Annotated in this window: 22 protein-coding genes; 1 reads left to right on the top strand and 21 read right to left on the bottom strand. The window is 39.3% G+C overall.

Annotated features, from left to right (window positions below; translation table 11 throughout):
- Positions 1-68: 68 nt before the first annotated feature.
- The 5 genes from AC3G7N_RS11130 to glgB all read right to left on the bottom strand — a co-directional run bounded on the left by AC3G7N_RS11130 (position 69) and on the right by glgB (position 8,431).
- Positions 69-2,498, bottom strand: coding sequence for a glycogen/starch/alpha-glucan phosphorylase (locus AC3G7N_RS11130; protein ID WP_489422220.1), 2,430 nt, complete (start codon positions 2,496-2,498; stop codon positions 69-71).
- Positions 2,499-2,512: 14 nt separating this feature from the next.
- Positions 2,513-3,937 carry a glycogen synthase gene (locus AC3G7N_RS11125; protein ID WP_489422219.1) on the bottom strand — a complete coding sequence of 475 codons (1,425 nt, stop codon included), beginning with the start codon at positions 3,935-3,937 and terminating at the stop codon, positions 2,513-2,515.
- 272 nt (positions 3,938-4,209) lie between these two features.
- Positions 4,210-5,316: a glucose-1-phosphate adenylyltransferase subunit GlgD gene (gene glgD, locus AC3G7N_RS11120; RefSeq protein ID WP_489422218.1), complete on the bottom strand. Its 1,107-nt coding sequence runs from the start codon at positions 5,314-5,316 to the stop codon at positions 4,210-4,212.
- Positions 5,317-5,342: 26 nt separating this feature from the next.
- A complete protein-coding gene (locus tag AC3G7N_RS11115; RefSeq protein WP_489422217.1) occupies positions 5,343-6,479 on the bottom strand; it encodes a glucose-1-phosphate adenylyltransferase in 1,137 nt (378 codons plus the stop codon).
- A complete protein-coding gene (gene glgB, locus AC3G7N_RS11110) occupies positions 6,476-8,431 on the bottom strand; it encodes a 1,4-alpha-glucan branching protein GlgB (RefSeq protein WP_489422216.1) in 1,956 nt (651 codons plus the stop codon). Before glgB ends, AC3G7N_RS11115 begins: the two co-directional genes overlap by 4 nt.
- Before the next feature lie 316 nt (positions 8,432-8,747).
- On the opposite strand from glgB, the gene pulA reads away from it, so the two are divergent.
- The gene (gene pulA, locus AC3G7N_RS11105) at positions 8,748-10,865 is read left to right on the top strand and encodes a type I pullulanase (RefSeq protein WP_489422215.1); all 2,118 of its coding nucleotides are present in this window, start codon (positions 8,748-8,750) and stop codon (positions 10,863-10,865) included.
- A gap of 313 nt (positions 10,866-11,178) precedes the next feature.
- Here the strand turns inward: pulA and AC3G7N_RS11100 are convergent, their stop codons facing one another.
- From AC3G7N_RS11100 to AC3G7N_RS11025, 16 genes are all read right to left on the bottom strand, one after another.
- Entirely contained in the window at positions 11,179-12,192 is a 1,014-nt protein-coding gene (locus tag AC3G7N_RS11100; RefSeq protein WP_489422225.1) for an NADP-dependent oxidoreductase, read from the bottom strand.
- A gap of 189 nt (positions 12,193-12,381) precedes the next feature.
- Complete coding sequence (locus AC3G7N_RS11095) at positions 12,382-13,146, bottom strand: SDR family NAD(P)-dependent oxidoreductase (protein ID WP_489422214.1); 765 nt, start codon at positions 13,144-13,146, stop codon at positions 12,382-12,384.
- A gap of 34 nt (positions 13,147-13,180) precedes the next feature.
- A complete protein-coding gene (locus AC3G7N_RS11090; protein ID WP_489422213.1) occupies positions 13,181-14,119 on the bottom strand; it encodes an MBL fold metallo-hydrolase in 939 nt (312 codons plus the stop codon).
- A gap of 7 nt (positions 14,120-14,126) precedes the next feature.
- A complete protein-coding gene (locus tag AC3G7N_RS11085) occupies positions 14,127-15,134 on the bottom strand; it encodes an NAD(P)H-dependent flavin oxidoreductase (protein WP_489422212.1) in 1,008 nt (335 codons plus the stop codon).
- A 107-nt stretch (positions 15,135-15,241) separates the two neighbouring features.
- The gene (locus AC3G7N_RS11080) at positions 15,242-16,057 is read right to left on the bottom strand and encodes an enoyl-CoA hydratase/isomerase family protein (protein ID WP_489422211.1); all 816 of its coding nucleotides are present in this window, start codon (positions 16,055-16,057) and stop codon (positions 15,242-15,244) included.
- 26 nt (positions 16,058-16,083) lie between these two features.
- On the bottom strand, positions 16,084-16,506 hold the full coding sequence (locus AC3G7N_RS11075; protein ID WP_489422210.1) for an acyl-CoA thioesterase: 423 nt from the start codon (positions 16,504-16,506) through the stop codon (positions 16,084-16,086).
- 43 nt (positions 16,507-16,549) lie between these two features.
- On the bottom strand, positions 16,550-17,719 hold the full coding sequence (locus tag AC3G7N_RS11070) for a thiolase family protein (protein WP_489422209.1): 1,170 nt from the start codon (positions 17,717-17,719) through the stop codon (positions 16,550-16,552).
- Between the two features lie 16 nt (positions 17,720-17,735).
- On the bottom strand, positions 17,736-18,140 hold the full coding sequence (locus AC3G7N_RS11065; RefSeq protein ID WP_489422208.1) for a MaoC/PaaZ C-terminal domain-containing protein: 405 nt from the start codon (positions 18,138-18,140) through the stop codon (positions 17,736-17,738).
- On the bottom strand, positions 18,137-18,586 hold the full coding sequence (locus AC3G7N_RS11060) for a MaoC family dehydratase N-terminal domain-containing protein (RefSeq protein WP_489422207.1): 450 nt from the start codon (positions 18,584-18,586) through the stop codon (positions 18,137-18,139). Before AC3G7N_RS11060 ends, AC3G7N_RS11065 begins: the two co-directional genes overlap by 4 nt.
- A 215-nt stretch (positions 18,587-18,801) precedes the next feature.
- Entirely contained in the window at positions 18,802-19,566 is a 765-nt protein-coding gene (fabG, locus tag AC3G7N_RS11055) for a 3-oxoacyl-ACP reductase FabG (RefSeq protein WP_489422206.1), read from the bottom strand.
- Between the two features lie 69 nt (positions 19,567-19,635).
- Positions 19,636-20,811, bottom strand: a complete 1,176-nt coding sequence (locus tag AC3G7N_RS11050) for an acyl-CoA dehydrogenase family protein (protein ID WP_489422205.1) — start codon at positions 20,809-20,811, stop codon at positions 19,636-19,638.
- A gap of 177 nt (positions 20,812-20,988) precedes the next feature.
- The gene (locus AC3G7N_RS11045; protein WP_489422204.1) at positions 20,989-22,221 is read right to left on the bottom strand and encodes an ABC transporter substrate-binding protein; all 1,233 of its coding nucleotides are present in this window, start codon (positions 22,219-22,221) and stop codon (positions 20,989-20,991) included.
- A gap of 108 nt (positions 22,222-22,329) precedes the next feature.
- The gene (locus tag AC3G7N_RS11040; RefSeq protein WP_489422203.1) at positions 22,330-23,049 is read right to left on the bottom strand and encodes an ABC transporter ATP-binding protein; all 720 of its coding nucleotides are present in this window, start codon (positions 23,047-23,049) and stop codon (positions 22,330-22,332) included.
- Positions 23,021-23,806, bottom strand: coding sequence for an ABC transporter ATP-binding protein (locus tag AC3G7N_RS11035; RefSeq protein ID WP_489422202.1), 786 nt, complete (start codon positions 23,804-23,806; stop codon positions 23,021-23,023). Before AC3G7N_RS11035 ends, AC3G7N_RS11040 begins: the two co-directional genes overlap by 29 nt.
- On the bottom strand, positions 23,806-24,813 hold the full coding sequence (locus AC3G7N_RS11030) for a branched-chain amino acid ABC transporter permease (RefSeq protein ID WP_489422201.1): 1,008 nt from the start codon (positions 24,811-24,813) through the stop codon (positions 23,806-23,808). The genes AC3G7N_RS11035 and AC3G7N_RS11030 overlap by 1 nt, the downstream gene beginning before the upstream one ends.
- Positions 24,813-25,676 (bottom strand): branched-chain amino acid ABC transporter permease, encoded by an 864-nt coding sequence (locus tag AC3G7N_RS11025; RefSeq protein WP_489422200.1) that lies wholly within the window; start codon positions 25,674-25,676, stop codon positions 24,813-24,815. Before AC3G7N_RS11025 ends, AC3G7N_RS11030 begins: the two co-directional genes overlap by 1 nt.
- Between the last annotated feature and the right edge of the window lie 35 nt (positions 25,677-25,711).

The following is a 25,711-nucleotide window of genomic DNA, read 5'->3' as shown; positions in this document are numbered from 1 at the left end:
CACACTGCACCGCTCTGCTTATGCTTGTCGTGTCTTTCAAGGCGCCCTGAGCTTTCTTAGTAACCCTTTTATACCTGCTTTATTTTCCATATCTCTGTTGCGTATTCCTGGATTGTCCGGTCACTTGAGAATTTTCCTGAATAGGCGATGTTCGTAACATTCATTTGCAGCCACCTTAATTTGTTGCGGTACACTCGTTCGACATGCTCATGTGTTTCCAGATACGGTTCAAAATCTTTTAACACAAAGTAAGGGTCATTATGGTATAGAATATTGTAGTAAAGATCTTTAAATTCAATTTCATCTGAGCCAAATCCTTTGTTTAACTGGTCTAAAATTGTCCGAATCCTATCATCGGTATTATAAATGTCCATTGCACTATAACCACCGTGTTCATAATAATTTAATACTTCATCTGCGGTTAAACCAAAAATGAAAATGTTTGAATCGCCAACCGCCTTTTTAATTTCCACGTTCGCCCCATCCAACGTACCTACTGTTAATGCACCATTCATCATCAACTTCATGTTGCCGGTCCCAGATGCTTCTTTACCTGCGGTCGAAATTTGTTCACTTATATCTGTTGCCGGTATGATCCTTTCTGCAAGACTCACGTTATAGTTTTCTATAAAAACAACTTTCAGCTTATCCCGAATTGTTGAATCATTGTTAACGATAGAGGCAACCTTATTGATAAGCTTAATGACCTCTTTAGCTAAATGGTAGCTTGGAGCTGCCTTTGCACCAAAAATAAACGTACGAGGTGTTATATCCATGTTTGGATTTAATTTCAACTCGTTGTATAAATAAATAATATGAAAAACTTTAAGCAACTGCCGTTTGTATTCATGGAGTCGTTTTACCTGCACATCAAAAATCGACTGATCATCCACTACAATACCATTTCGTTCATAAATAAGGTCAGCTAGTATGCGTTTGTTTTCATATTTCACTTGTGCAATCTTTTCTAAAAATGCGGCATCACTTGAATACTTTAATAAACTAATCAGCTGTTTTGGACGGTGTATCCATTGAGGACCAATGACATCTGAAATGAGTTCTGATAATTTCGGATTTGCTTTTAACAACCAACGACGATGCGTGATCCCATTTGTCTTATTATTAAAACGGTTAGGAAAAAGTGTGTAAAAGTGTTTCATTTCCTGTTTCTTTAAAATCTCAGTATGAAGCGGTGCAACTCCGTTTACGCTAAAGCTTCCAACAATTGCAAGTCGGGCCATATGTACTTGCTCATCGGCAATAATTGCTAGATCAGGAATTTTATCTCTAAGTGCCTCATGGTCAAACCAAATTCCTTTACAAAACCGTTCGTTAATTTCATCGATAATCATATAGATACGGGGTAGCAGATATTTCATCATACCCACTGGCCAGGTTTCAAACGCCTCACTTAATGTTGTATGATTCGTATAAGCAATTACCCTGGTCGTTACTTTCCAAGCATTCTCCCAACTAAGGTGCTCTTCGTCCATTAGAATTCGCATCAATTCGGGAATCGCTAAAGTTGGATGCGTATCATTGATTTGAATAACTGCCTTATCAGGTAAGTATTTTAACGATCTTTGATTATTTTTTTTGTAGGCTTTTATAATATTTTGAAGGCTAGAAGAAACAAGGAAATATTGTTGCTTTAAGCGTAGCTCTTTTCCTTCGTGCTTGGAATCATCCGGGTATAAAAATCCGGAAATTTGTTCAATGGAATACTGATGGTCAAGTTCTTGATAGTAGTTGGAACCTTCTTCCGTGATACTATCCTGCTGAGTCCTGCCAACTGGTTCTGCACTCCAAAGACGGAGCGTATTTATCACCTTGTTTTGATAGCCGACCACAGGAATATCATAAGGTACAGCCATTACTTTATCTGTGTTTTTATGTTTAAACTCAAGATTACCATCGTTCTTTTTGAGCATGTCTATTTCACCACGAAAATGGATACAAACCGCTTCATTCTCCCGTCTCGTCTCCCAGGGGTATAAATCTTTCAACCAATTATCTGGAAGTTCGATTTGGTTACCGTGAATAATTCGCTGTTCAAATAACCCATATCGATATCTTATTCCAAAACCGTGGCCTGCGTAGTTAAGAGATGCTAAAGAATCCAAAAAACACGCAGCCAGTCTGCCTAACCCCCCGTTTCCAAGGCCAGCATCGCGCTCCTGTGCATAAATTTTTTCAGCATTCAATCCCAATTTTTGGAGTGTCTGATTTGCCACGTCAAGCATCCCACAATTAAGTAAGTTACTTTCAAGTAAACTTCCCACCAAAAATTCCAGAGATAAATAATAAACTTGTTTATTATTTATCTCTGCATATTTCTTATTAGTCTCGCTCCATTGTGGCATAATTTCTTCATTTACAATGGCAGCAATCGCATAATAGATCTCTTTACTATGTGCATCCTGAATATTCTTAGCTGCATCTTTCTTTATTTTGTTTACAATCTTTTCAGTAAAATTTTCTACAGTTAGTTGGGACAAAACATGTTCACTCCTCATACATACTTCATTGATAAACCATCATAAAGACTTGCATAATCGCGCGCCGAATCTTTCCAACTGAACTGACTTTTATTCACGTTTTTACCAAGGATTGCCCACTGTTCTTTGTTATGGTAAGTTCTTAACGAATAATGCAATACAGCTAAAAGTTCATGGGCATTGTAATTTGTAAAGCTAAATCCGTTTCCTTCACTGGTAAATTCATTAAATGAAATTACTGTATCCCTCAATCCCCCCGTCTCCCGAACAATTGGTACTGTTTTATATTGCAGGGAGATAAGCTGAGCCAAACCACAAGGTTCAAATTTAGATGGCATGACGAAGAAGTCTGCTCCCGCATACAATTGACGTGCCATCCCCTCATCAAAGGTCAACAAGGTTACTAATTTATCGGGATAACGGTCAGCTGTTTCCGCAAAATAACGTTCAAATTCATGATCTCCAGTTCCAAGTATGATGAATTGAACGTCGTCGAGAAGAAACTCATCTAAAATAGCTTGGACGAGATGCAGTCCTTTTTGTTCTACCAGACGGGTAATAATCGTATAAAGGGGTTTTTTACCATCAACCGGTAATCCAACCTTCTCTTGTAGCAACATTTTATTATCCCTCTTTTTAGCTCTTGAAGAACGATAATTGATAGGGATTAACGGATCAATCGATGGATTATATTCCTTCGTATCAATACCATTAAGCACCCCGACTATATCAGTCGATCTTTCTAAAAGAATTGGGTGAAGTCCTTCACTAAAGTAGGGATTCGTAATTTCTTCTGCATAGCTTGGACTGACGGTCGTGATTTTATCTGCATGGAACAGTCCGCTTTTCAGACAATTCAGCATACCATTCCATTCCAAGCCCCCGATATGATCATCGGATAAATTAAAGAAATCAGCAAATGTGTCGAGTGACATGATGCCCTGGTATTTAATATTATGAATCGTAAATACCGTTTTTAGCCCTTCAATTGGCTGACTAATCTTGGCAAGCGCCACAGCTATTCCTGCTTGCCAATCATGGGCATGTAGGATATGCGGTTTAAATTCCAGATGTGTCAATGCCTCAGTCACCGCATGACCAAAAAAAACAAACCGTTCCCCATCATCATAATACCCATATACCCCTTTTCGGGTGAAATAATAGTCGTTCGCAATGAAGTAATAAAGAATATTATTATAGCTCAACGTATAAATTCGAGCTTCCTGGTTACGCCATCCAAACTCGACTTCAAATGAGGTGTGGTACTCCATCTGGTCACGCCATTTCTCCGATATTTCATCATAAAGTGGAAGGATGACTCGTACATCGATTCCTTCATTTGCTTTCAATGCTTGCGGAAGAGATCCGATTACATCTGCAAGTCCGCCGGTTTTAACGAAGGGTGTACATTCTGAAGCAACAAATAACACATTTTCCATAGTGAGATCTCTCCTTTTTGTTTGTCAGACACGTCCAGCTCCAGCGACTAGTGGACTTCCTTTATCTCCTGCGGGAGAATGTTCGATTAAGACCGTCGCTTTGCGCGGCAACATCGAACCACCCGTGTTGCACGGGCGCAGTCCATACGTCGCTATACGGGCGCTTTCGCTTTTGTTGCACTGATAAGAAAGTATAGATTTTTAGTGGATATCAGTATAAGAGCAACTAAGGCTTTCGCCATTAAAGCTTGGTGATAAGCCAATTTTTCTAATCACATGACTTTTCTTTTTGCGACAACATACGGCTTTTCAGCTGAACCGATTAATTTTTGATTCGCTGTCACATGAACATCTTTATCCAATATTACATTTTCTAAATGAACACCTGGCTCAATCTTACAACGTTGCATGATAATTGAATTTTTGATTGTTGCACCTGCTTCCACAGATACACCACGAAACAGCACACTGTTCTCTACCTCACCATCGACGACACAGCCATTTGCAAGAATCGACCGCTTAACACTGCCTTGATTGCCGTATTTTGCTGGTGGTTGATTCCCAATTTTAGTCCGAATAAAGGGTTGTTTGTAAAAAAGTGCGCGATAATTATCCTCCGATAATAGGTTCATATTATGCCGGAAATATCCTTCAATCGTATTGACAAAAGCACCGTATCCAGTATTTTGATAAGTCTGCACGTTTAACTCAGAAAGTTTTTCTTTAATTCCATGGATAAAAAAGTGATCTTTATGATGGGCAATACATTCATCAACCAATTCCATTAACAGATCCTTGTTAATAATAAAAACGCCTGTAAACAGTTGCGGATTCCGCTTGTCGTTCGTTATAGCTTTAACCCAGCCATCTTCATCCGAATCGATACGTAAACACGTTTCATGCTCTGAATTTAAGTCTTCTATCTGAGTAGAGATCAATGTAACGTCAGCATCGCGATCAAGGTGATATTTAAATGCATCCTGATAATCAGTATTCGTAATAAATTGACTCCCACTAATAAGCACATGTGTTGATTTACCCCGAATAAAATAGTCACGGTTATTGTGATAGAATCGTAAATCACCCTTTGAAATATCTGTCGGATCATTCCAGTCTGGGGGAAGAATAAATAAGCCTCCATTTTGTCGACCTAACCCCCAGTTCTCACCTGTACCAAGATGATCCATTAAAGAACGATATTTCGTTGAAGTAAAAATTGCTATTTCCTCTATGTTCGAGTTGCCCATATTGGAAAGGGGAAAATCAATTAAACGATAGCGTCCTGCGAAAGGTATAGATGCACCACTACGGAAATAGGTTAATTCATGAAAAAAGTGATGCTCATGTTCCAAATTAATAAGGCCCATCATAGTCTTCATCAGCATATTCCTCCCTTTTATTTAGATTAAGCTAATATGGATGCTAGTGATTTTTGATCGATAATAAGTGGTTCCTCATCCTCACCTACCTGAATACGGGTTCCCTCAGGGATAGTTGTGTTTCCCATCACAATCACTCGCTTCAAAATAACGTTTTTACCTATTGTTACCCCAGGGTGTAGAATGGATTGATAAATCTCACTATCTTGTTCTACTTCTACATTCTCAAATAACACGGAGCAATCTACTTTTCCAGACACCCAGCAACCCGAGTTAATGAGTGAATGCTTTACAACCGCAGTTTCACCAAAATATTGCGGTGGGAAGTTTGATTCGTTTGAATAAATTCTCCAGTTTTTATTGTTTAAAGAGAGTTGCAAATCTTCGTCAAGGAGATCCATATTTGCTTCCCAGTAACTCTGTATGGTACCAACATCTTTCCAATAACCTTCGAAACGGTAGGCGAATAAACGGAGATCGTCATTGACCATAGCAGGAATAATATCCTTTCCGAAGTCATGACTTGAATACATATTCGCGGCATCTTCCAGCAAATAGGATTTTAAAGTACTCCATGTAAATATATAAATACCCATCGATGCTAAATCACTTTTTGGATTTTCCGGCTTCTCATCGAATTCATAAATCCTCATGTCATCCGACGTGTTAAGTATCCCAAACCGCGATGCTTCATCCCAAGGCACGGGGATAACTGAGATGGTTGCATCAGCTTTTGTTTGCTTATGGTGGTGCAAAAGAGTTGAATAATCCATTTGATAAATGTGGTCACCTGAAATAACGAGTATGTATTCTGGATCATGTTGATCAATGTAATGAATGTTTTGATAAATTGCATCCGCAGTTCCGGAATACCAGTCTCCACCATCCTTTCCTGTATAAGGCGAAAGAACTGTCGCACCACCATGCTGTCGGTTCAAATCCCATGGTCCGCCAGTTCCAATATGTTTATTCAGTTCAAGCGGAGAATACTGTGTCATGACGCCTACCGTCTGAATTCCTGAATTTGTGCAATTACTTAATGTGAAATCAATTATCCGGTACTTCCCTCCGAAATGTACTGCTGGTTTTGCTAAGCTTTTTGTTAATGCCCCTAACCGCTTTCCTTCCCCACCAGCTAGTAGCATGCCTACACATTCTTTCATTGAAGAGCCTCCTCTAAAGAATTCATTATTTTTTCGCGTTTAAAAATAGTAATTGCTAAAGGGGGTATTTTTATTTTTATATGTTGCGTAAGACCATGCCATTTTTCAGGAAAACTAAAATGATCTGCTTCGTTTAATTGGTTTGTCCCCCCAAAAGCTGCTGCATCTGAACTGAAAATTTCCTTATATATCCCTGGTTCGGGGACACCAATTTTGTAGTCATAACAAACATTCGGTGTGAAATTACAAATAATAATTAACTCATCTTCAAGGCTCGTACTACGCCTGCGAAAAGCAATAATACTTTGTTCTATATTATGTGGGTCAATCCATTCAAAGCCTTCCGAACTATGATCCAATTCATAGAGTTCAGGATATGCAAGGTAAAATTGGTTTAGCGCTTTTACATAATGATAGATTGCATTATGTAGCGGGTAGTCAAGCAGATGCCAGTCAAGTTGATCCTGATCTTTCCACTCAGCATATTGCGCGAGTTCACCTCCCATAAATAATAATTTCTTACCAGGATGTGCCATCATATAACCGTATAACAATCTAAGATTAGCGAACTGCTGCCACTGATCCCCAGGCATTTTGTCTAGCAATGATTTTTTTCCGTGGACAACTTCATCATGTGAGAGTGGAAGCAGAAAATTTTCTGAATGGGTATACATAAATGAAAAAGTAAGTAAATTATGATGCCACTTACGGTGAATGGAATCATTCTCCATATAGGTTAGCACGTCATTCATCCACCCCATGTTCCATTTAAAATTAAAACCGAGTCCCCCTTTGTACGTCGGTGCCGTTACAAGTGGTAAATCTGAACTATCCTCAGCCATCATCAATGCACCTGGTTCATAGGAAAAAATAGCATCGTTTAATTTACGAATAAAAGCAAATGCTTCGAGGTTTTCCTCTCCCGAGTATGAGTTATAAATTTTTTCCTCACCTTCCGATTTATCAAAATTAAGATAAAGCATACTGGCAACTGCGTCAACGCGTATCCCATCGACATGGTATTCCTCAAACCAAAAAAGTGCATTTGAGATTAAAAAACTTTGTACCTCAGGTCGTCCAAAGTCAAAAGTCAGTGTGCCCCATGACCTTTTTTCAGCTTTACGGGGGTCAGCATATTCATATAAGGATTCCCCGTCAAACTTCCGAAGTGCAAACTCATCTTTACAAAAATGGCCTGGTACCCAGTCCATAATGACCCCAATATGATGTTTATGGCATTGGTCAACAAAATATTTAAAGTCATTACGCGAACCATAGCGAGCTGTTACTGAAAAGTACCCGGTTATTTGATAGCCCCATGACAAATCAAATGGATGTTCCGCAAGTGGGAGTAATTCAATATGGGTAAAGCCTAACGATTTGACATATGGAATCAATTCATCAGCAAGTTCTATGTACGTATAAAAGTCCTCAGCATTTCTCGTTTCCCCAGCATTCAATTTACCTGTTTTTTTCATTTTCCAGGAACCTAAATGAACTTCATAAATCGAGATGGGTGATTTATCGGCATCAAACGTCTTCTTTTTCCCTTGCCATTCATGATCATTCCATTCATACAAAGAAAGTATGGGAGTTATGGATGCTGTGGCAGGACGAAGCTCAGACTGAAGTGCATATGGATCAGCTTTCAACAGCTTGTGACCATTCATTGATTTAATTTCATATTTATAAGGAACATTTTCCGGAATGTCGGTAAAAAAACCTACCCATAGTCCCTCGTCAGTTATTCTCTTTAATACATGTTCACTGCCTTCCCATTGATTAGATTCACAAACAACCTGGACTTTTTTGGCGCTTGGCGCCCATACCACAAATCGATAGCCCTCAGTACCTTCCCAGTTTATAGGGTGACAGCCTAATAATTTATTGGCACGATAATTCGTTCCCTGATGAAATAAAAATATATCCTCTTCTGAAATGTTATAATACATTGCTCTGACTCCCCTTTTGCAGCTTTTAAGACCAACAGAAGTTGTAATTATTAAAATCAATCCAATAACTCTATTAAGCTAGTATAAACTATTTCTAGTTAAAATGTTCTGAATTTTATCGACAAATTATGAAGAAATTTATCAATTTTTGTCGTAGTAGTTTATAAAAACCATTAGGTTTACTTTATAAAAGTCTTGTGAATAATTTTAAAATAAAAAGGATTATGATTAAGCACGAAATCAGATAGGTTTCCTAAATGGGAATATAAACATATACTGGGAGCTAGGGTATGGCTTACGAAATGGGGTTATTTCTTTGAAAAGTAATGTAGCATGGATAGATGATATTCGCCTTTTAACTGTAAGGATTGAAGGTATAGATTCACTTGATACAGAAGAAACACCCGTAATTTATTGGAAGAAAGAGGAAAAACACTTTCCTGCTAAAATAGATAAAGTTATTGATGATTTTACAGTCAGTATGACATTTTCTGAAGAATTGCCAATGGGAGAAAGTCTTTTGCTTCTTTGGGGTAAAAGAAAAATACCAATTTATCCTGGGGCTATCGTCCGAACGGAGTGGTTTGAAAGCCAGTATTCTGATGTGAATGCTAAACTTGGGGCAGATTACCAACAATCAGCAACAACGTTTTCAGTTTGGGCTCCAACGGCTACTTCGGTGAATTTATGCCTAAATCAACAGATATTTAGGTTAAATCGCGAAAAAAGTGGCATATGGACAAGAAAAATAGTCGGCGAATGGCATGGCTTCACCTATCAATATGAGGTGACCGTGAATGGAACAACGACACAAGCTAACGATCCTTATGCGAAAGCGATGCTGGCCAATAGTGCAAAAAGTGTTATTGTTGACCTTTCTAAAACAGACCCAACTGATTTTCACAATGAGGAAAGACCTAAAGTGCAGAATTTGCAGGATGCCATTATTTACGAACTGCATGTAAGGGATGCAACAATACAAGCGAATAGTAGTGTTGTCAACAAGGGGAAATTTTTAGGTCTGGCTGAAACAGCTACAACAACACCAAACGGGTATTCGACCGCACTTTCTTATCTGAAAGAACTGGGGATTACCCATGTTCAACTTTTACCGATTAATGATTTCGCTCGTGTAGATGAGCTAGATTCCGATAGGGATTATAACTGGGGCTATGATCCATTATATTTTCAAGTTCCAGAGGGGAGTTATTCCACCAACCCTGAAGACCCCTTAGCAAGAATTAAAGAATGTAAAGAAATGATTAGAAAGTTTCATCAGGAAGGAATTTCCGTCATCCTCGACGTCGTGTATAATCATGTATTTATTATGGAAGAATCCCCATTTGAGAAGATTGTTCCGGGTTATTACTTTCGCTATCACACTGACGGCAGTTTAAGCAATGGAACTGGGGTAGGTAATGATTTTGCTACAGAACGAGGAATGGTGCGTAAATTCATTGTAGATACGGTTGATTTTTGGCTTCAAGAATATAAAGTAGATGGATTTCGATTTGACCTAATGGGGGCAATCGATATTGAAACAATGAAGCATATTCATGAACGTTGTAATAAAGAAACAGTGCCGATTATGCTTTTGGGTGAAGGGTGGGAACTTCCAACAGCCCTATCCGCTAAAGACAAAGCCACCGCTGTTAACTCCCATCAACTGCCGGGGGTAAGGTTTTTTAATGATTATTTTCGTGATTCACTTAAAGGAAATCAATTTGATACCGACAAAGCCGGTTATGTAAATGGCCTGGGTCATTTTATTGAAAGGTTGCCAAACCTAATTTCCGGATCAGCATTAGAAACGTATGGTGAACCTTTTGTATCTGAGTTGAATCAAACAATTAATTATGTCGAATGTCATGACAATCATACTTTATGGGATCGACTTTCGCTTACGAATGGCGAGAAAAATGCGTGGACCCGCAGGAAAATGCATCAACTCGCTTCAGGCATCACGTTAGTAAGTCAAGGTGTTCCCTTTATTCACGCTGGCCAAGAATGGTTCAGAAGTAAACAAGGGGATGAAAACAGCTATATTTCCGGGGATCAGATTAATCAGCTTGATTGGCGTAAAAGAGAGTTGGAAAACGAGAATATAGTATTTATAAAATCTCTCATTGCATTAAGGAAGAAATACAAGGTTTTCCGGCTTGCTTCAAAACAAGAAATGAGAAAACGATTTAAAGTTTTAAACACGCCTTCCCCTCTCTTCGGTTTTGTGCTGCTTGGGGAGAACGAGAATTTTTCCATCTACGTTAATCCAACTGAAGAACGTCACCGTCTTCACTTGCCTTCTTCAGGTAAGTGGCAGATTACTGTAACGAATGATGCAAAAAAGCAGCGAGCAATGGAGGAAGTTATTGGCGAATATACATTTATTGAATCTTACGAGTTAATTGTTTTAAAAAAATCTATCAAAGTTTAGTTCCCGTTAAGGTACACTAAATGAGTGAATGTAAAGAGCATATGTAAGAAAAGCGTAAACACCTTAGTTAGCACCGACAAGTTTAAGACGAATTCCTTAGTGAAAGTGTTATCACAAAGAGATTCGTCTTAACGCCCAATTCGAGATATCAACGCTCATTCGGAATATCTAAGACCTCTGGCGGGAGTAGACGCTGAAGCCAGACTGATAAACGCCAAATTTTATACTCTCTCTTTGTACGAACGTTTTCTCTGATTTTCGTTTTTCTTGCTTAAAACAAAGGGTCCGTCTTCCAGACGGACCCTTTGTACTATTAGTCAATCTCAGATACTTTCACAATCGCTTTCCCAAGGTTTGCGCCTTTAAACAGGTCAAGGAAAGCATCAATTGTATGATCAAATCCATCTGTAACTGTTTCTTCGTAGTTTAATTTTCCTTCTTGCAGCCATCCTGCTAAAGCTTCCGAACCTTCTTTGAAACGAGATGCATAATCGCCAACTGTAAAACCCTTCATCAATGAGCTGGTTTTGATCAAGTAGCTTTGTACGCGTGGTCCAATATCAACTTCCTCGTTATTGTAAGATGAAATTGCTCCACAAACAGGGATACGCGCAAACTTATTTAGCAGCGGAAGTACTGCGTCGCCAATTTTCCCACCGACGTTTTCATAATAAACATCAATACCATTTGGACATGCTTTATAAAGTGCGCTTTTAACGTCTTCTGTTTTATAATTGATTGCTGCATCAAATCCTAGTTCGTCTATAAGGTACTTAACTTTCTCATCCGAACCTGCAATTCCAACTACATGAGCACCTTTAATTTTTGCGATTTGACCGACAACTGAACCAACCGCGCCCGCTGCTCCTGAAACAACAACCGTTTCGCCTTTTTTAGGCTGTCCAATTTCCAGCAGTCCGAAGTAAGCAGTTAACCCTGTCATCCCCAACACGCTTAAATAAGCAGATGCCGGTGCAAGAGTAGTATCAATTTTCCGAATCACGGACTCCTTTGCAACCGAATACTGTTGCCATCCCAGCATTCCCGTTACAATATCATTTTCTTTAAAATGTGGAGATTTTGACTCAACTACTTGTGCAACTACACCACTAGAAATGGCGGAATCCAACTCAAATGGTGGTACATAAGATTTTACATCGTTCATACGTCCCCTTAAATATGGGTCAACTGATATATAATTTGTTCGAACAAGTACTTCTCCTTCGGCGGGGTCACCAATGGGTACCTGGCTGAATTCAAAATCCGTTTTTACTGGCATTCCTACTGGTCTTTTTACGAGTTTTATTTGTTTTTGCAAACGATTCATCCTCTCTTCGTACACAATCAAATATACAACTATAAGCGCTTACTTTCCAGTGTTTCGATTAGAGTTTAGCCCCTAGACAGGCACCTGCTATTAAGTGCCTGCCTCCCATTTATTTGACCCATTCATTAACTAAATCCTGATTCTCCTTGACCCACTTCCCTACTCCTCCAAATACTTTCTTAGGATCTTCTACGTAATTAACCAACCACCGTCCACTAAAAGATCTGTACCTGTCATGTAACTTGATTCGTTTGAAGCTGCAAAAGAAACAACATTTGCAATTTCAGCTGGATGTCCTACGCGACTCAATGCAGTATGACGTTTTATAGCTTCTGCAAATTTTTTATTACTAAGCCCCTCCTCCGTTAATGGTGTTTCTGTAAAACCTGGTGACACTGAATTAACTCTAATTCCATGAGGCGCTAATTCTGAAGCTAATGCCTTAGAAAATTGAATTACACCAGCTTTAGCGGTACTATAATGTGGAATTTTCGCTACAGGCTTATGGCCCGATAGAGAGGCAATATTAACGATAGCCCGATCTTTTTTCTCTGGTGCATCAATCATTAGCTTACTTAGGTGTTTAGACACTAAAAATACACTGGTTAAGTTAACGTCTTGGACAGCCTGCCATTCAGCAATATCTAATTCCAAGATACTAGCAGAGGCAGAACTACCAGCATTATTAATCAGAACATCAATATGACCATATTCTTTTTTTAAATAACTGGAAAGATTTTTAATTTCTTCCTCCTTTGTTACATCTGCTTTAAAGGGTACTGCAGGATTATTACCATAAATCTCATTTATCTCGTTCGCGGTTTTTTCGAGTTTTGACAGAGTCCTGCCGATAAGGATGACCTTCGCTCCCTCTTTTGCTAATAAAAGCGTAGTTGCTTTACCAATGCCACTACCCGCACCAGTAACAACCGCTGTTCTGTTTTCAAATTTCATGATTGACCGCCTCCTTTACCACCTAATGAATTTTTTAAATATAATACCACCACTGACCGTTTCTATTTTCTCTTTTACATGCTCCTTGTAACCGTAAATACTCCAAATGGGCAAGCGTTTCACCGATAGCAAACCTCAATTCGTGAATGTTTAAATCTTTTCGAAATAATTCTTTGCAAATGGTGTTAACCGTACCACCATCACCAATTGTTTCAATAGTTCGTACAAGGCGCTCATCATGATGCGCTTTAATTTCGTCAATTCTATCATTTGCTCCGTGAAACGGCTTACCATGAGAAGGAATAACAAAATCAGCATCCAGCTTTCGAACCTTTTCTAATGATTGTAAATAAGTAGCTAACGGATTTTGATTCCCATGGAACCAGTACGAAATATTAGGTGTGATTTTCGGCAATATATGGTCAGTTGACAGTAAAACATTTTTCTCTTTATTGTAAAACGTCACAAGCCCATCTGAATGCCCCGGGGTAAAGATCACCTCATATTCATATTTGCCAATAGGAATCGTTTCACCTTCCTGATAATAATGATTTACTTTTGGATAAGGAGTGACTTTTGAAACAAATTCGTTTGTGTTAGCTTTCATGTTAGCTGCAAATTCATCTGGAACACCCGCAACCTGATAATTGTCGGAAAGTTTATTTATAAAACTCTCTTGCCAAGCATTTAGTCCTGCGTCAGCATCAATCTTTGTCATGGAAACGCTTGCTCCTGTCCTTTCCTGCAGTCGACCGGCATAACCAAAATGATCTGGATGATAATGCGTAACTAAAATATCTGTAACCTTTTTTTCTGCTAATTCCAATTTCCATCTTTTTATCGTTTCCTTGTCATGAAGTCCCGTATCAATGATTTTCCAGCCATCTTCCCCTTCAGCAATAAAACAATTCACATGGTTAAGACGGAATGGAAGGCTTAGTTTTATAAGTTTTAATCCGTATTCATCCAGCATACTGTTATCACCTCCTCCTCTTCATGCTATTATTTTTCAAGATAATTCCCCCGTCACTTTTTACAATTCCAGTTTTTGCTTCTTCATATGAAGCCTGAAGTTCTTCGACTATTTCAGCAACGGATTGAATTTTATTGATTGATCCTATACCTTGACCTGCGCCCCATACGTCTTTCCATTCCTTTACATTCGAGCCATTTAACTTATTAAAATTTATCTCTACTTTTTCAAGGTTGTTAGGGTCTAATCCGGCCTGTCGTATACTCGGAACAAGATAATTAGCATTCACACCACTAAACGCATCGGTATAAAGAATATCCTCACTGGATGAATCGATTATCATATCCTTATAAGCTTCCACAGCTGAACTCTCTGCAGAAGCTATGAATCTCGAACCCATATAGACAAAATCTGCTCCGAGTACTTCGGCTGCTAGAATATCTTCTCCCTTGGACATACCACCGGCCAAAACAATTGGTCCATCCCAGAATTCCTTAACCTCATGGAGGAAGGCGAAGGGATTCAAAATCCCAGCATGTCCACCCGCCCCGCTGGCAACCAAAACTAAACCGTCTGTCCCTTTTTCTATCGCCTTTTTTGCAAACTTAATCGTAGTGACGTCAGAGAAAACCAGGCCACCATATTCATGGACAATTTTAACGACAGCACTCGGATCTCCAAGAGAGGTGATGACAATTGGCGGTTGATATTTTTCAATTAAGTTAAGATCTTCTTCATATCTTTTATTTGAACGATGCGTGATATAATTGATCGCCCATGGAGCTACTTCTTTATCTGGATTTTTATTTTTAATTTCCTGTAATTCCGTGGTAATTTGGTTCATCCATTCTTCCAAAATATCACTAGTACGAGCATTCAAGGCCGGAAACGAGCCAATGATGCCAGATGCACAGGCATTAATAATCATGTTAGGATTAGAGACCAAGAACATAGGTGCCATAATTACAGGCAGTTTCATGGATTGTTTTAGTTGCTCTACGGCTCTTTTCTGCATTTATATCGAGCTCCTTTTATCCAAATTACTAGAGAGGAGACCTCACCCAATGAATGCTCCTCCTCAGTTCCTTAAACTAAAAAATGCTATTACTATATAGTTAACTATTATTTATTTTGACTTAAAACTCCTCCATCAGCCTTCCCAAACTTTGGTAGTCGCTTTTCTTTAAACGCTTGAACGCCTTCCTGGTGATCTTTTGTTGAAACGACAGTTGCTTGTGTGATGCGTTCTTGTTCAAGGATTTCATCTAAGCTTGAATTTAGTGATTGATCCGCAATCTTTTTTATAAACCCATACGCTTTTGCAGGGCCTTCTGCTATGTTAGCGGCAAATTTGTTTACTCTTTCTTCAAATTCGTCTAATGGATAAACATGGTTGACAATACCTAAAGTATGGGCTTCGTCAACCATGATTGGTTCTGCACTAAATAATAGCTCTTTAGCACGATATGGACCGATTAACCTTGGAAGAAAATATAGCCCACCGCCATCTGAAATTAAACCTACTTTTGAAAAGCTTAATACAAATTTACTCCCTTCAGCAGCTAGGATCATATCGCATGCCAGTGCCAGGTTAAACCCTGCACCTGCAGCAAATCCGTGGACAGCTGCAATAATTGGTTTTTCTAAATCTCTCATCGATAGAATTAACTCATTCAACTCACCAATATGCTCATACGTTTTTAACGGGTTGCTTTCGCCCATCGTTTTTACATCTCCGCCAGCACTAAATGAACGACCTGAGCCCGAAATGGTAACGACTCGAATCGTTTCGTCACGCTTAGCCCTTGTTATTGCGTCCTTTAATCCTGTAATCATTTCAGGACTAAAGGCATTTAAACTATCTGGACGATTCAAGGAAAGATGCATAACACCCTCATTAATTTCGACTATTAAATGTTTCTTTTCTTTATGTTCCATAAACTTTTCCTCCTATTTGAACTTTTTTAGACTATCTGCTGTTCAGTCATACTTTCTAGATTTCCTTTTAATGGTGCCGGAATTGTTTCAGTCTTTTGCTCCACATAATTAAAACAAACAATCGTAGCAGAAGCCTGTGCAACAGCTACATCTGTATCGACATTTGTGATTGCATGCTTTACATTAAAACTTTTCGTTCCTATCGTTGCAATATTCGTGGAAACTTTTAGCGTTTGGCCAGCATACGCAAGCGCCAAGTAATCACATTTTGTCGAGGCTATAATGAAATTCAAATATGAATGTGGATGTTCCCCACCTATGCCGATTGCTTGAAAGAATTTTGTACGAGCTTCCTCGAGATATAAAAAATAACTAGTATTGTTAACATGACCAGCTGCGTCTGTTTCACTAAATCGAACATATACCTCAATTTCATGTGGTACTGACATATTATCCTCCTCCTAATTGGATTTGGTTTAGCAGGTTGTCTTCTTACACGCTTTCGATGATGGTTGCAATGCCCTGGCCTCCGCCAATGCAAGCTGTAATTAAAGCATATCTTCCTTTTGATCGTTTTAATTCATATAAAGCTTTTGTTGCGAGTATCGCTCCTGTTGCACCTAGTGGATGGCCATGTGCAATGGCCCCACCGTTAACATTTACTTTTTCAAAGTCCATTTCAAGTTCACGGTCACAAGCAATTACCTGAGCAGCAAAAGCTTCGTTTATTTCAATAACATCCATATCACGTAAGCTAAGCCCCGATTTTTCCATAACTTTTCTTGTAGCTGGAACAGGCCCAACTCCCATAATATTAGGATCAACACCAGCAACCGCTGATGCCCGTACAGTTGCTAGTGGTGTAATCCCTAATTTTTCCGCCTTCTCTCTCGACATAATTACAAGTGCGGATGCCGCGTCATTTAAACCTGAACTATTTCCAGCTGTTACAGAACCACCCTGTAGGAATGCTGGCTGCAGCCTCGATAGTCCTTCTTTTGTCGTTTGTGGGCGCGGATGTTCATCTGTTTTAAACAGAATTGGTTCCCCTTTTCGAACAGGAACACTAATTGGGACTATTTGTTCGTCAAAACGGCCTTCTTCCATAGCTGCAGCCATTCTTTGCTGACTGCGTAGTGCAAATTCATCCTGTTCTTCTCTGCTTATCTTATACTTTTCCACTAAATTTTCCGCTGTAATTCCCATTGGGGGATCGCCTATTTCTTTTGGTGAAAGCGTTGAACTTCGAAATTTTGGTGGCGCAGGGCTATACGCCTTTTCAGGTCGATCTAACAGGTATGGCGCACGGCTCATGCTTTCTGTTCCACCAGCAATATAAACATCTCCATCTCCAGCATTAATTGCCTCTGCGGCCAGGTTAATTGCATTGATTCCTGAGCCACATTGGCGATCAATCGTAAGCCCTGGTAAATTTGTTGATAACCCTGTTTGAAGGGCTGTTAACCTAGCAATATTCCCCCCACCGCTCAGCACATTCCCAAAAATCACATCATCGATCAATTCAGGATCAACATTTGCCCGTTTAACGGCTTCTTTAATCACCTCTGCACCAAAAACATGTGCAGGAACAGAAGCTAAAGCACTTCCTTGTCTACCTATAGGTGTTCGAACAGCTGAAACGATAACAGCATCTCTTTTCAAAATTCACACTCTCCCTCTATTGATACTTTTTAAATTTAATTCTCCCTTTAATGACCTCTTTACCATCCTGGTTAACAGCCATCACTTTAAAATCCATATGTTCTTCATTTGCTTCTTGCAGTGCCGCTTTGAGTGTAATAACATCCTGCAGAAAAACCATACCTGAGAACCTAATCGTATAATCCTGAATAAAACCCTCTTCAAAATAGGGCGTGAAAAGTTTTGATAGGTTGCCCATCGTCCACATTCCATGGGCAATAATACCAGGCAGTCCTGCTTTCTCTGCTTCTTTATCAATTGTATGGATAGGATTAAAATCTCCAGAACTTCCTGCATATTTAATCAAATCAATTCGTGATACTGGTTCAAGTGTTGCTTCTTCAAGTGATCCACCTTTTTGCAAATCAATTAAACTTTTCATCGGACCAGTTCCTTTCTTACCGCTTCTGAGATAATGACAGTTTGTTCTTCGGTAAAAATGATTTCCCCTTCAGGATCTTCACCAAATCTTTTTAAGATGATAAATCCTAATAGACCATTGCTGCCGTTTTTCTCAAAGTAATCTAAAACTCTGGTATAACAATAAACCTCTTCACCCACCATTAATGGTCGTTCATAATGATAAGTTTGTTCCCCATGAATCAGTCCAATATTTGGAAGGTGCAATCCATCAACCTCTCCGTAGTCAAAGACCCGCGAAAATGTTGGTGGTGCAATATTTCGCCCATATCTTGAATGCTTTCCGAATTCTTCATCTGTAAAGATAGGATGTGAATCACTGATGGATTCAGCAAATCTTTTCACCATCGCCCTCTCAACCATATTTTTGATTTTATTGGATTGTTTTCCAATCGAATCCTTAAACATACGTTCACATCTCCCTTACGTTTTTAGTAGATGGCTCTTTTAATAAAGACTGCTGTTTTTAGGTTGTGTAATGCCGCAGTGGAAATATACTCTGTCTAGCTACGGCTTCTAGAAGCTGCCGTCGCATATTTCCTCTGCTTATGTGCATTCATTTTACCGCCTAGCAAGCAATACATTTTTATTTAATAACAAACTTTAGAAAACAGCCTAGAGATTTAATCTTTTGGTCCCCCAGCAGCATAAATTACCTGACCATTAATGAATGAGGATTTCTCATCTGCGAAAAAGGTAACAGCATTAGCTATATCTGCAGGCTTGCCACTTCTGCCAACTGGAATGGTACCGACACTTGCCTTTACCAGTTCTTCAAACGGAATACCTATTCGTTCAGCTGTTTCTTTTGTCATTTCCGTCTCAATGAATCCGGGTGCGACTGCATTTACCGTGATTCCATATTTACCTAATTCAATAGCGAGGGTTTTGGTTAACCCCTGTAACCCTGCTTTAGCTGTTGCATAATTAGCTTGCCCACGATTACCGAGAGCAGATGTTGATGAGATATTAATAATTCGTCCATACTTTTTATCTACCATGTATTTTTGAGCAGCACGGGCAGCATTAAAGGATCCGTTTAAATGAACATTCATCACTTGCTGCCAGTCACTGTCTGTCATTTTAAATAATAGATTGTCTCGAATAAGCCCCGCATTATTAACAAGTATATCGATGGATCCAAATGCTGAAACAGTTTCTTCCATTGCTGCTTCTACGTCATCTGAATCAACAACATCTGCCCTTTTGGCAAAGACTTCATAACCTTTCCCTTTAAATTCTTCTACCGTTTCACTTAGTGCTGCTTCGTTGATGTCAACGATTGCTACTTTAGCCCCTTCTTCAGCAAACGCCTGAGCGATCCCTTTTCCTATACCCCGACTTCCACCTGTTATAAAAGTTACTTTCCCTTCAAATCTTCCTGCCATAACTAATTCCTCCTATTCTTAATCTTGTCTCTCTAGCTCCGTGAGCTGGTGACTCGAGCTACGCTTTTCTTAAATAAATTGTCCTAATTTAACATTACCTTTTAATAGATTTCTAGAAATGATTAAACGTTGAATTTCATCTGTTCCGTCATAAATTCTCCATAATCTTGCTTCCCGGTACCAACGCTCAATTGGCAATTCTCTCGTATATCCCATTCCACCATGGATCTGCAGAACGCGATCTACTACTCTATTACCCATATTAGATCCATACAACTTAGCCATTGATGCTAAATGTCGGTTATCTTCCCCCTGATCCAATGTGAATGCAGCATTTAGTACAAGCCATTTAGCCGCTTCAATTTCCACCGCTGAGTCAGCAATCTGCCACTGAATCGCCTGTCTGTCAGCAATCGGCTTGCCAAATGTTTTTCGTTCCTGCGAATAATCGATAGCCATTTGTAATAGGCGCTCAGCGGATCCAACTGCTCGTGCCCCAACAATCCATCTGGCAAAACCAATCCACTCCAAACCGAGATTGTAACCCCCATGAATTTCCCCTAAAATATTTTCCTCTGGAACGCGAACATTATCAAAAACTAATCCTGCAGGTCCCCATTCCCCCATTGTGTGAATGTATTCCGACTTCCATCCCATATCGCGATCGACGATGAAACAAGTGGCACCATCTCTTCCAGTTTTTTGGTGACTTTCTTTATCCGTTATGGCAATTACCATAACAAAATCCGCTTCATTTCCACCTGTAATAAACGTCTTTTCCCCATTTAAAACCCATTCATTTCCATCTTTAACAGCTGTCATCTTTATATTTCTTGTATCAGATCCTGCGTCAGGCTCAGTCATTGCAAAGCAAGATTTTTTATCTCCATTAATGGTTGGAATTAAGTATTTTTTCTTCTGATCTTCGTTTCCACGATAAAGAATAATGTCTGCCGAGCCACCGAATTCAAAAGGAACAAATGTTTTAGATACTTCCATCAAAACAATTGCTAACATCATTTGCCCGATATCTGCTCCGCCATATTCAGCAGGTGTATTAATACCCCAGAATCCAGCTTTCTTTGCCTTTAATTGAAGTTCATTTTGTTTCTCTTTGGATAGACTTGGTCTTCCCTCTCTTTCATTACGAAGAACTTCATTTTCAAGCGGAATTAATTCTTTCTCCACAAATTTCCGGATTGTTTGTTGAACCATTTTTTGTTCGTCTGTTAAACGTAAATGCATATCATCCACTCCTGTCTTATTCTTTACTATTATGTTATTCATACTAACTAGTAGGTATGTTTAGTTGAAAAGAAAGGAAAAGCCTGCGAAGGCATTTATTCCTTTCTTTTTTTAGATTCAATCCTCAAAACCTTAAGTTTTTTTCCTGTGATGAATTATAGTTGTAATCAGCCTTTGCTAGTCAAGTGGAATAGTAATAACTTCTCCATCTTCAACAGCGGCGGCTTCGGATTCCCATTGCAGACTGCCATCCTCATTTATTCCATGAAGATCACCCACCATTTTCTCTTCCGGAATATTTTTAATGCCTTCATTTACAGCGTTCATTATTGCCTTTGTATCATCCACTGTACCAGCAGCTTTCATTGCCTCTACTAATACATATAGACTCTGATAATTCAAGGCAGACTCAGATGTTGCATATTCTGCGTCATAAGTATTCTGATATGTTTTCACAAAGTTATTACTTGCTGGGGTGTCATAATCCTCGATAGGAAGAACACCGACTGAGCCATTAAGCATTTCATAACCACCCAAGAATCCTGACATTTCTTCTAGTTTAGCCTGATCCATAATCATAAAGCCGCCTTCGAATCCTAATTCCCTAGCTTGTTTAATAACAAGGGCAGTCGGTTCAGAAGGCCCCCCTACAAAAAGTACGTCAGGATCTTCATTCAACGCATTCGTCACTACAGTAAAATAATCCGTTTCCTTGCTGAAATCAATATCGTTCTCATAAACAATTTCTCCGCCCTTTTCTTCCCATACAGGCTTTACCGACTCAGTCCAATCCTTACCATATTGTGATGCTGTTGGGAGTAAGGCCATCTTCCCCCCAAAATTATCCATCATATAATCACTGAATGTATCCGGCCAAACGCTGTATTTAGGGGGGATTCCAATCAGTAAATCATTGCCTTGCTCATACATCCTTGGTTCACTCGTGTAGGCCATGATAATAAAATCATCTTCCTCATTAAATTCCTGAGTAGCAAACACTCCTCCACTGTGTGGTATATAAATTGCAACAGGATTATCTTCTGAAACCATCCGCTTTACATTCACACCAGTCTCGTTTGGCAAGTACTTGTCATCAAGCGCCACAATTTCCAGTTTGTACGTAGTACCATCTATTTCGAAACCAGTTTCATTAATTTCATCAGCGGCCATTTTTACCCCGTTTAGCACATTTAAACCGTATTGTGCTCCCGGACCGCTTAATGGTCCACTATAACCAATTCGGACAATTTCCTCTCCTTCTTCCACTTCCGTAGGCTCCTCATTTGCAACAACTTCCTCACTGCCTGCATCATCAGTTGAACCATCTTTTGAAACGTCCACACACGCTGTTAAAAGTAAAGCAAAAAACATCAGCATTCCCAACATAATTCCACTTTTCGTTACCCTCACTTTGTAGCCTCCTTTTTTTAAAACAATATATTATTGATTGAACGCCAAACGGTTTCAGCACCCCCTTTATGAAAAGTGCCTTCGAAACATCTCGAAAGTCTTAAGTATTTACGCGCCTATATAGGCCTTACGTATTCCTTCATTATTAAATAAATCCTCACTATCTCCTTCCATAACAATTTGCCCGTTTTCAATCACATAGCCTCTATTGGCTATTTTCAGTGCTGCACTGGCATTTTGTTCTGCCAATAGGACTGTAGTACCCTGTTTGTTGATTTGCTGAATGATTCCAAACATCTGATTTACGATTAATGGGGCTAGACCTAATGATGGTTCATCAAGCAAAAGTAATTTTGGTTTTGACATTAAAGCTCTCCCGATGGCAAGCATTTGCTGTTGTCCCCCGCTCAGCGAGCCAGCTGAACTACCCCTCTTATCCTTTAAAATTGGGAACAAGTCAAAGACATACTCACGTAACTCTCTTATTTCCTTTTTATTTTTTCGATGTACAAATCCCCCCATTTGCAGGTTTTCAAAGACCGACATACCAGGAAACAGTTTTCTTCCTTCCGCACATTGGACGATACCAAGCTTCACCATTTTATCTGGTGACAACCCATTTACTTTTTTACCAAGAAACTGTATTTCTCCCCGGCTTGGCTTATTTAACCCGCTGATTGCACGAAAAATAGTACTTTTTCCAGCCCCATTTGCACCGAGTAAAACAACAAGCTCCCCCTCATTAACGATCATATTAATTTCTTTTAAGGCTGTGAACGGGCCGTAATTAACGGATAGTTTAGATGTTTGCAGTTTTATTTGACTCATCTTCTTCACTCCCCAAATATGCTTCAATAACAACTGGATTGTTCCGGATTTCATCAGGTGTTCCTTCAGCAATTCTTTCCCCCTGATTTAATACCATAATGCGATCAGCTAATGACATAATCATTGACATCTTATGTTCAATAAGACAAACAGTTAGTCCGCTTTTTGCCATCTTTTTAATCAGTGCAGCGAGACCATCCGTTTCATCCGGATTAACACCAGCAGCCGGTTCATCAAGTAACACCAATTTAGGGTCCGTAGCGAGCGCTAAAGCAAAGGCGACTCGTTTTTTCTGTTCCTGCGTGATGCTCCCGATTGGCTCATTTGCCAAATGAGCTAATTCCACAAACCTTAATGCCTCAAAAGCCTTCTCTATACTCTCATTCTCTTCTCTTTTTTCGCGCTTTGTACGAAAGATAGCATCCCAGATTCCTGACTTTGTTCTTAATCTGTTTCCGATAATAACATTGTCGAGGACGGTTGCATTTTCAAACAGGTTTGTTGTTTGAAACGTTCTCGCAATTCTTAGCTTGGCAATTTTATTTGGAGGCAGATTTGTGATGTCTATATCTTTGAACGTAATTTTTCCTGACGTTGGGGGATGTAACCCGCTAATCAGATTAAAGAATGTCGATTTACCTGCACCGTTGGGACCAATAACAGCGTGGATATTCCCTTCCTTTACATCAAGATCCACACTATTTACTGCCGTTAATCCTCCAAATGCTTTTGTTAAGTTTTCAACTTTTAAAACCATTAACCAACCTCCTCCTTACTCGTGCTATCCTCTTGGGCTTTGTTATCTGGCTTTGCCTTTTTTCGTTTAAATCTGTTGGTAACATTGTTTATTGCGCCTGCTATTCCTTGAGGATAAAAAATTAATATTAAGAGTAAAATGGGACCGAAAAAAAGCATCCGGTATTCTTGCAGAAACTGAAGGGATTGCGTTAATGATACGATAATTAACGTTCCGATAACTGGTCCTGCTAACGTGCCAATACCTCCTATAACAAGATAGATTAACATCTCGAATCCAAGAAGGATTGCACCAACTTCAGGTCCGATAAATTGAACAAATGATGCGTAAAGCGCTCCAGACAATGCAGCAAAAAAACAAGAAGTAACAAAAGCTAAAAGTTGATTTTTCTTGGTTGATATTCCAATTGTAAGTGCTAGTTCTTCACTATTACGGATTGCGATAAATGTTCTCCCAACGAGAGATTGCACAATTCGTTTTGAAATGAAAATTGTGAGAACAAGGAGAAGCAGCACCAAATAATATTGTGATGTTAAACTATCAAAAGTAATTGGTCCAATCGGTGAAGGATTTGGAATTCCAATTAATCCTCGAACCCCGCCTGTGAGCGAATCCCATTTGTCGATAATGAGAAAAATAATATAACCAACACACATCGTGTAAATCGCGAAAAAATGTCCATTTGTTCTAAGTGAGATTAGTCCTACTAATGCTCCTAAGATTATAGACAAAACGCAAGCTGCAAGGAGAGCAAGCCAAAAGTTCCAGCCGGCTTTAACTGTTAATAGCCCTAATGTATACGCCCCAATTGCAAAGAATCCGACATGCGCGAGTGACAGATTCCCGGTATATCCCGTCAAAATATTTATTCCATACACGCTGATTGACCATATACAAACCAATACCAAAACATGAAGGATATATTCATTCGGCACTATAAAAGGTAAAAGAAGCGCAAGGACAAGAATAGACAATACAGCAACTCTTTTATTTAATATTCCCGTCATTAGTTGACCCTCCTTGAAAATAGCCCTGTTGGCTTCACGGTCAAAATGATAACGAGCAGCGCAAAGGCGATTACATCTTTATAATCACCTGAGATATATGTGGCACCAAAGCTTTCAACTATCCCAAGCATATAACCAGCTATGATAGCTCCTGGAATACTGCCCATACCCCCAATGATAATAATGACAAAAGCCTTCATAATAACGAGATCCCCCATGCCCGGGAAAACCAGATTAATTGGCGAAGCGAGCGTTGCAGCAGCAGCGGCTAACACTCCCGATATAGCGAAAGTTAGCATTGCAACTACATTGGCATTTATTCCAACTAAGTAGGCTCCTTCTCGATTTTGCGCCATTGCAATTATTGCAGAGCCAATCATCGTTTTTGTCAGGAAAAAGTGAAGAATTAACATAATAAACACAGCTGCAAAGATGACAAGTAACCGTTGCTGTGTAAAAGTAATACCAAAGATACTTACAGCGTCGCCATACGGACTGGTCATTTGTTGATAGCTAGGTCCCCACACTATTTGAGCAAGCGCAACCAGAAATAACAAAATACCAATTGCCCCCATCATTTGATGAAGTGCTTCCGCTTTTCTTAACGGATTAAAAATCAGACGCTCGCTAACAACTGCTAACAATGCAGTCGCCAGCATTGAAAGAAACATCGCAACCCAATAAGGTAGCCCGAATATGGTCATAACTGTTAATGTCAAATATGCGCCAATCATATAAAACGCTCCATGAGCAAAATTAGGAACGTGTAGAATTCCAAAAACCATTGTCAGTCCTAGAGCCACAAGACTGTAGATGCTTCCATTGGAAAGGCCATTTAACAATTGCTGGTAAAATAAATCCATCGTTTCCCCCCTCATTTTTCTTATATTAAATTCTT

The sequence above is a fragment of the Virgibacillus carmonensis genome (assembly GCF_057836705.1).
Note: the sequence above shows the minus strand (reverse complement) of the source record. Positions and strands in the feature narration are given on the sequence as shown.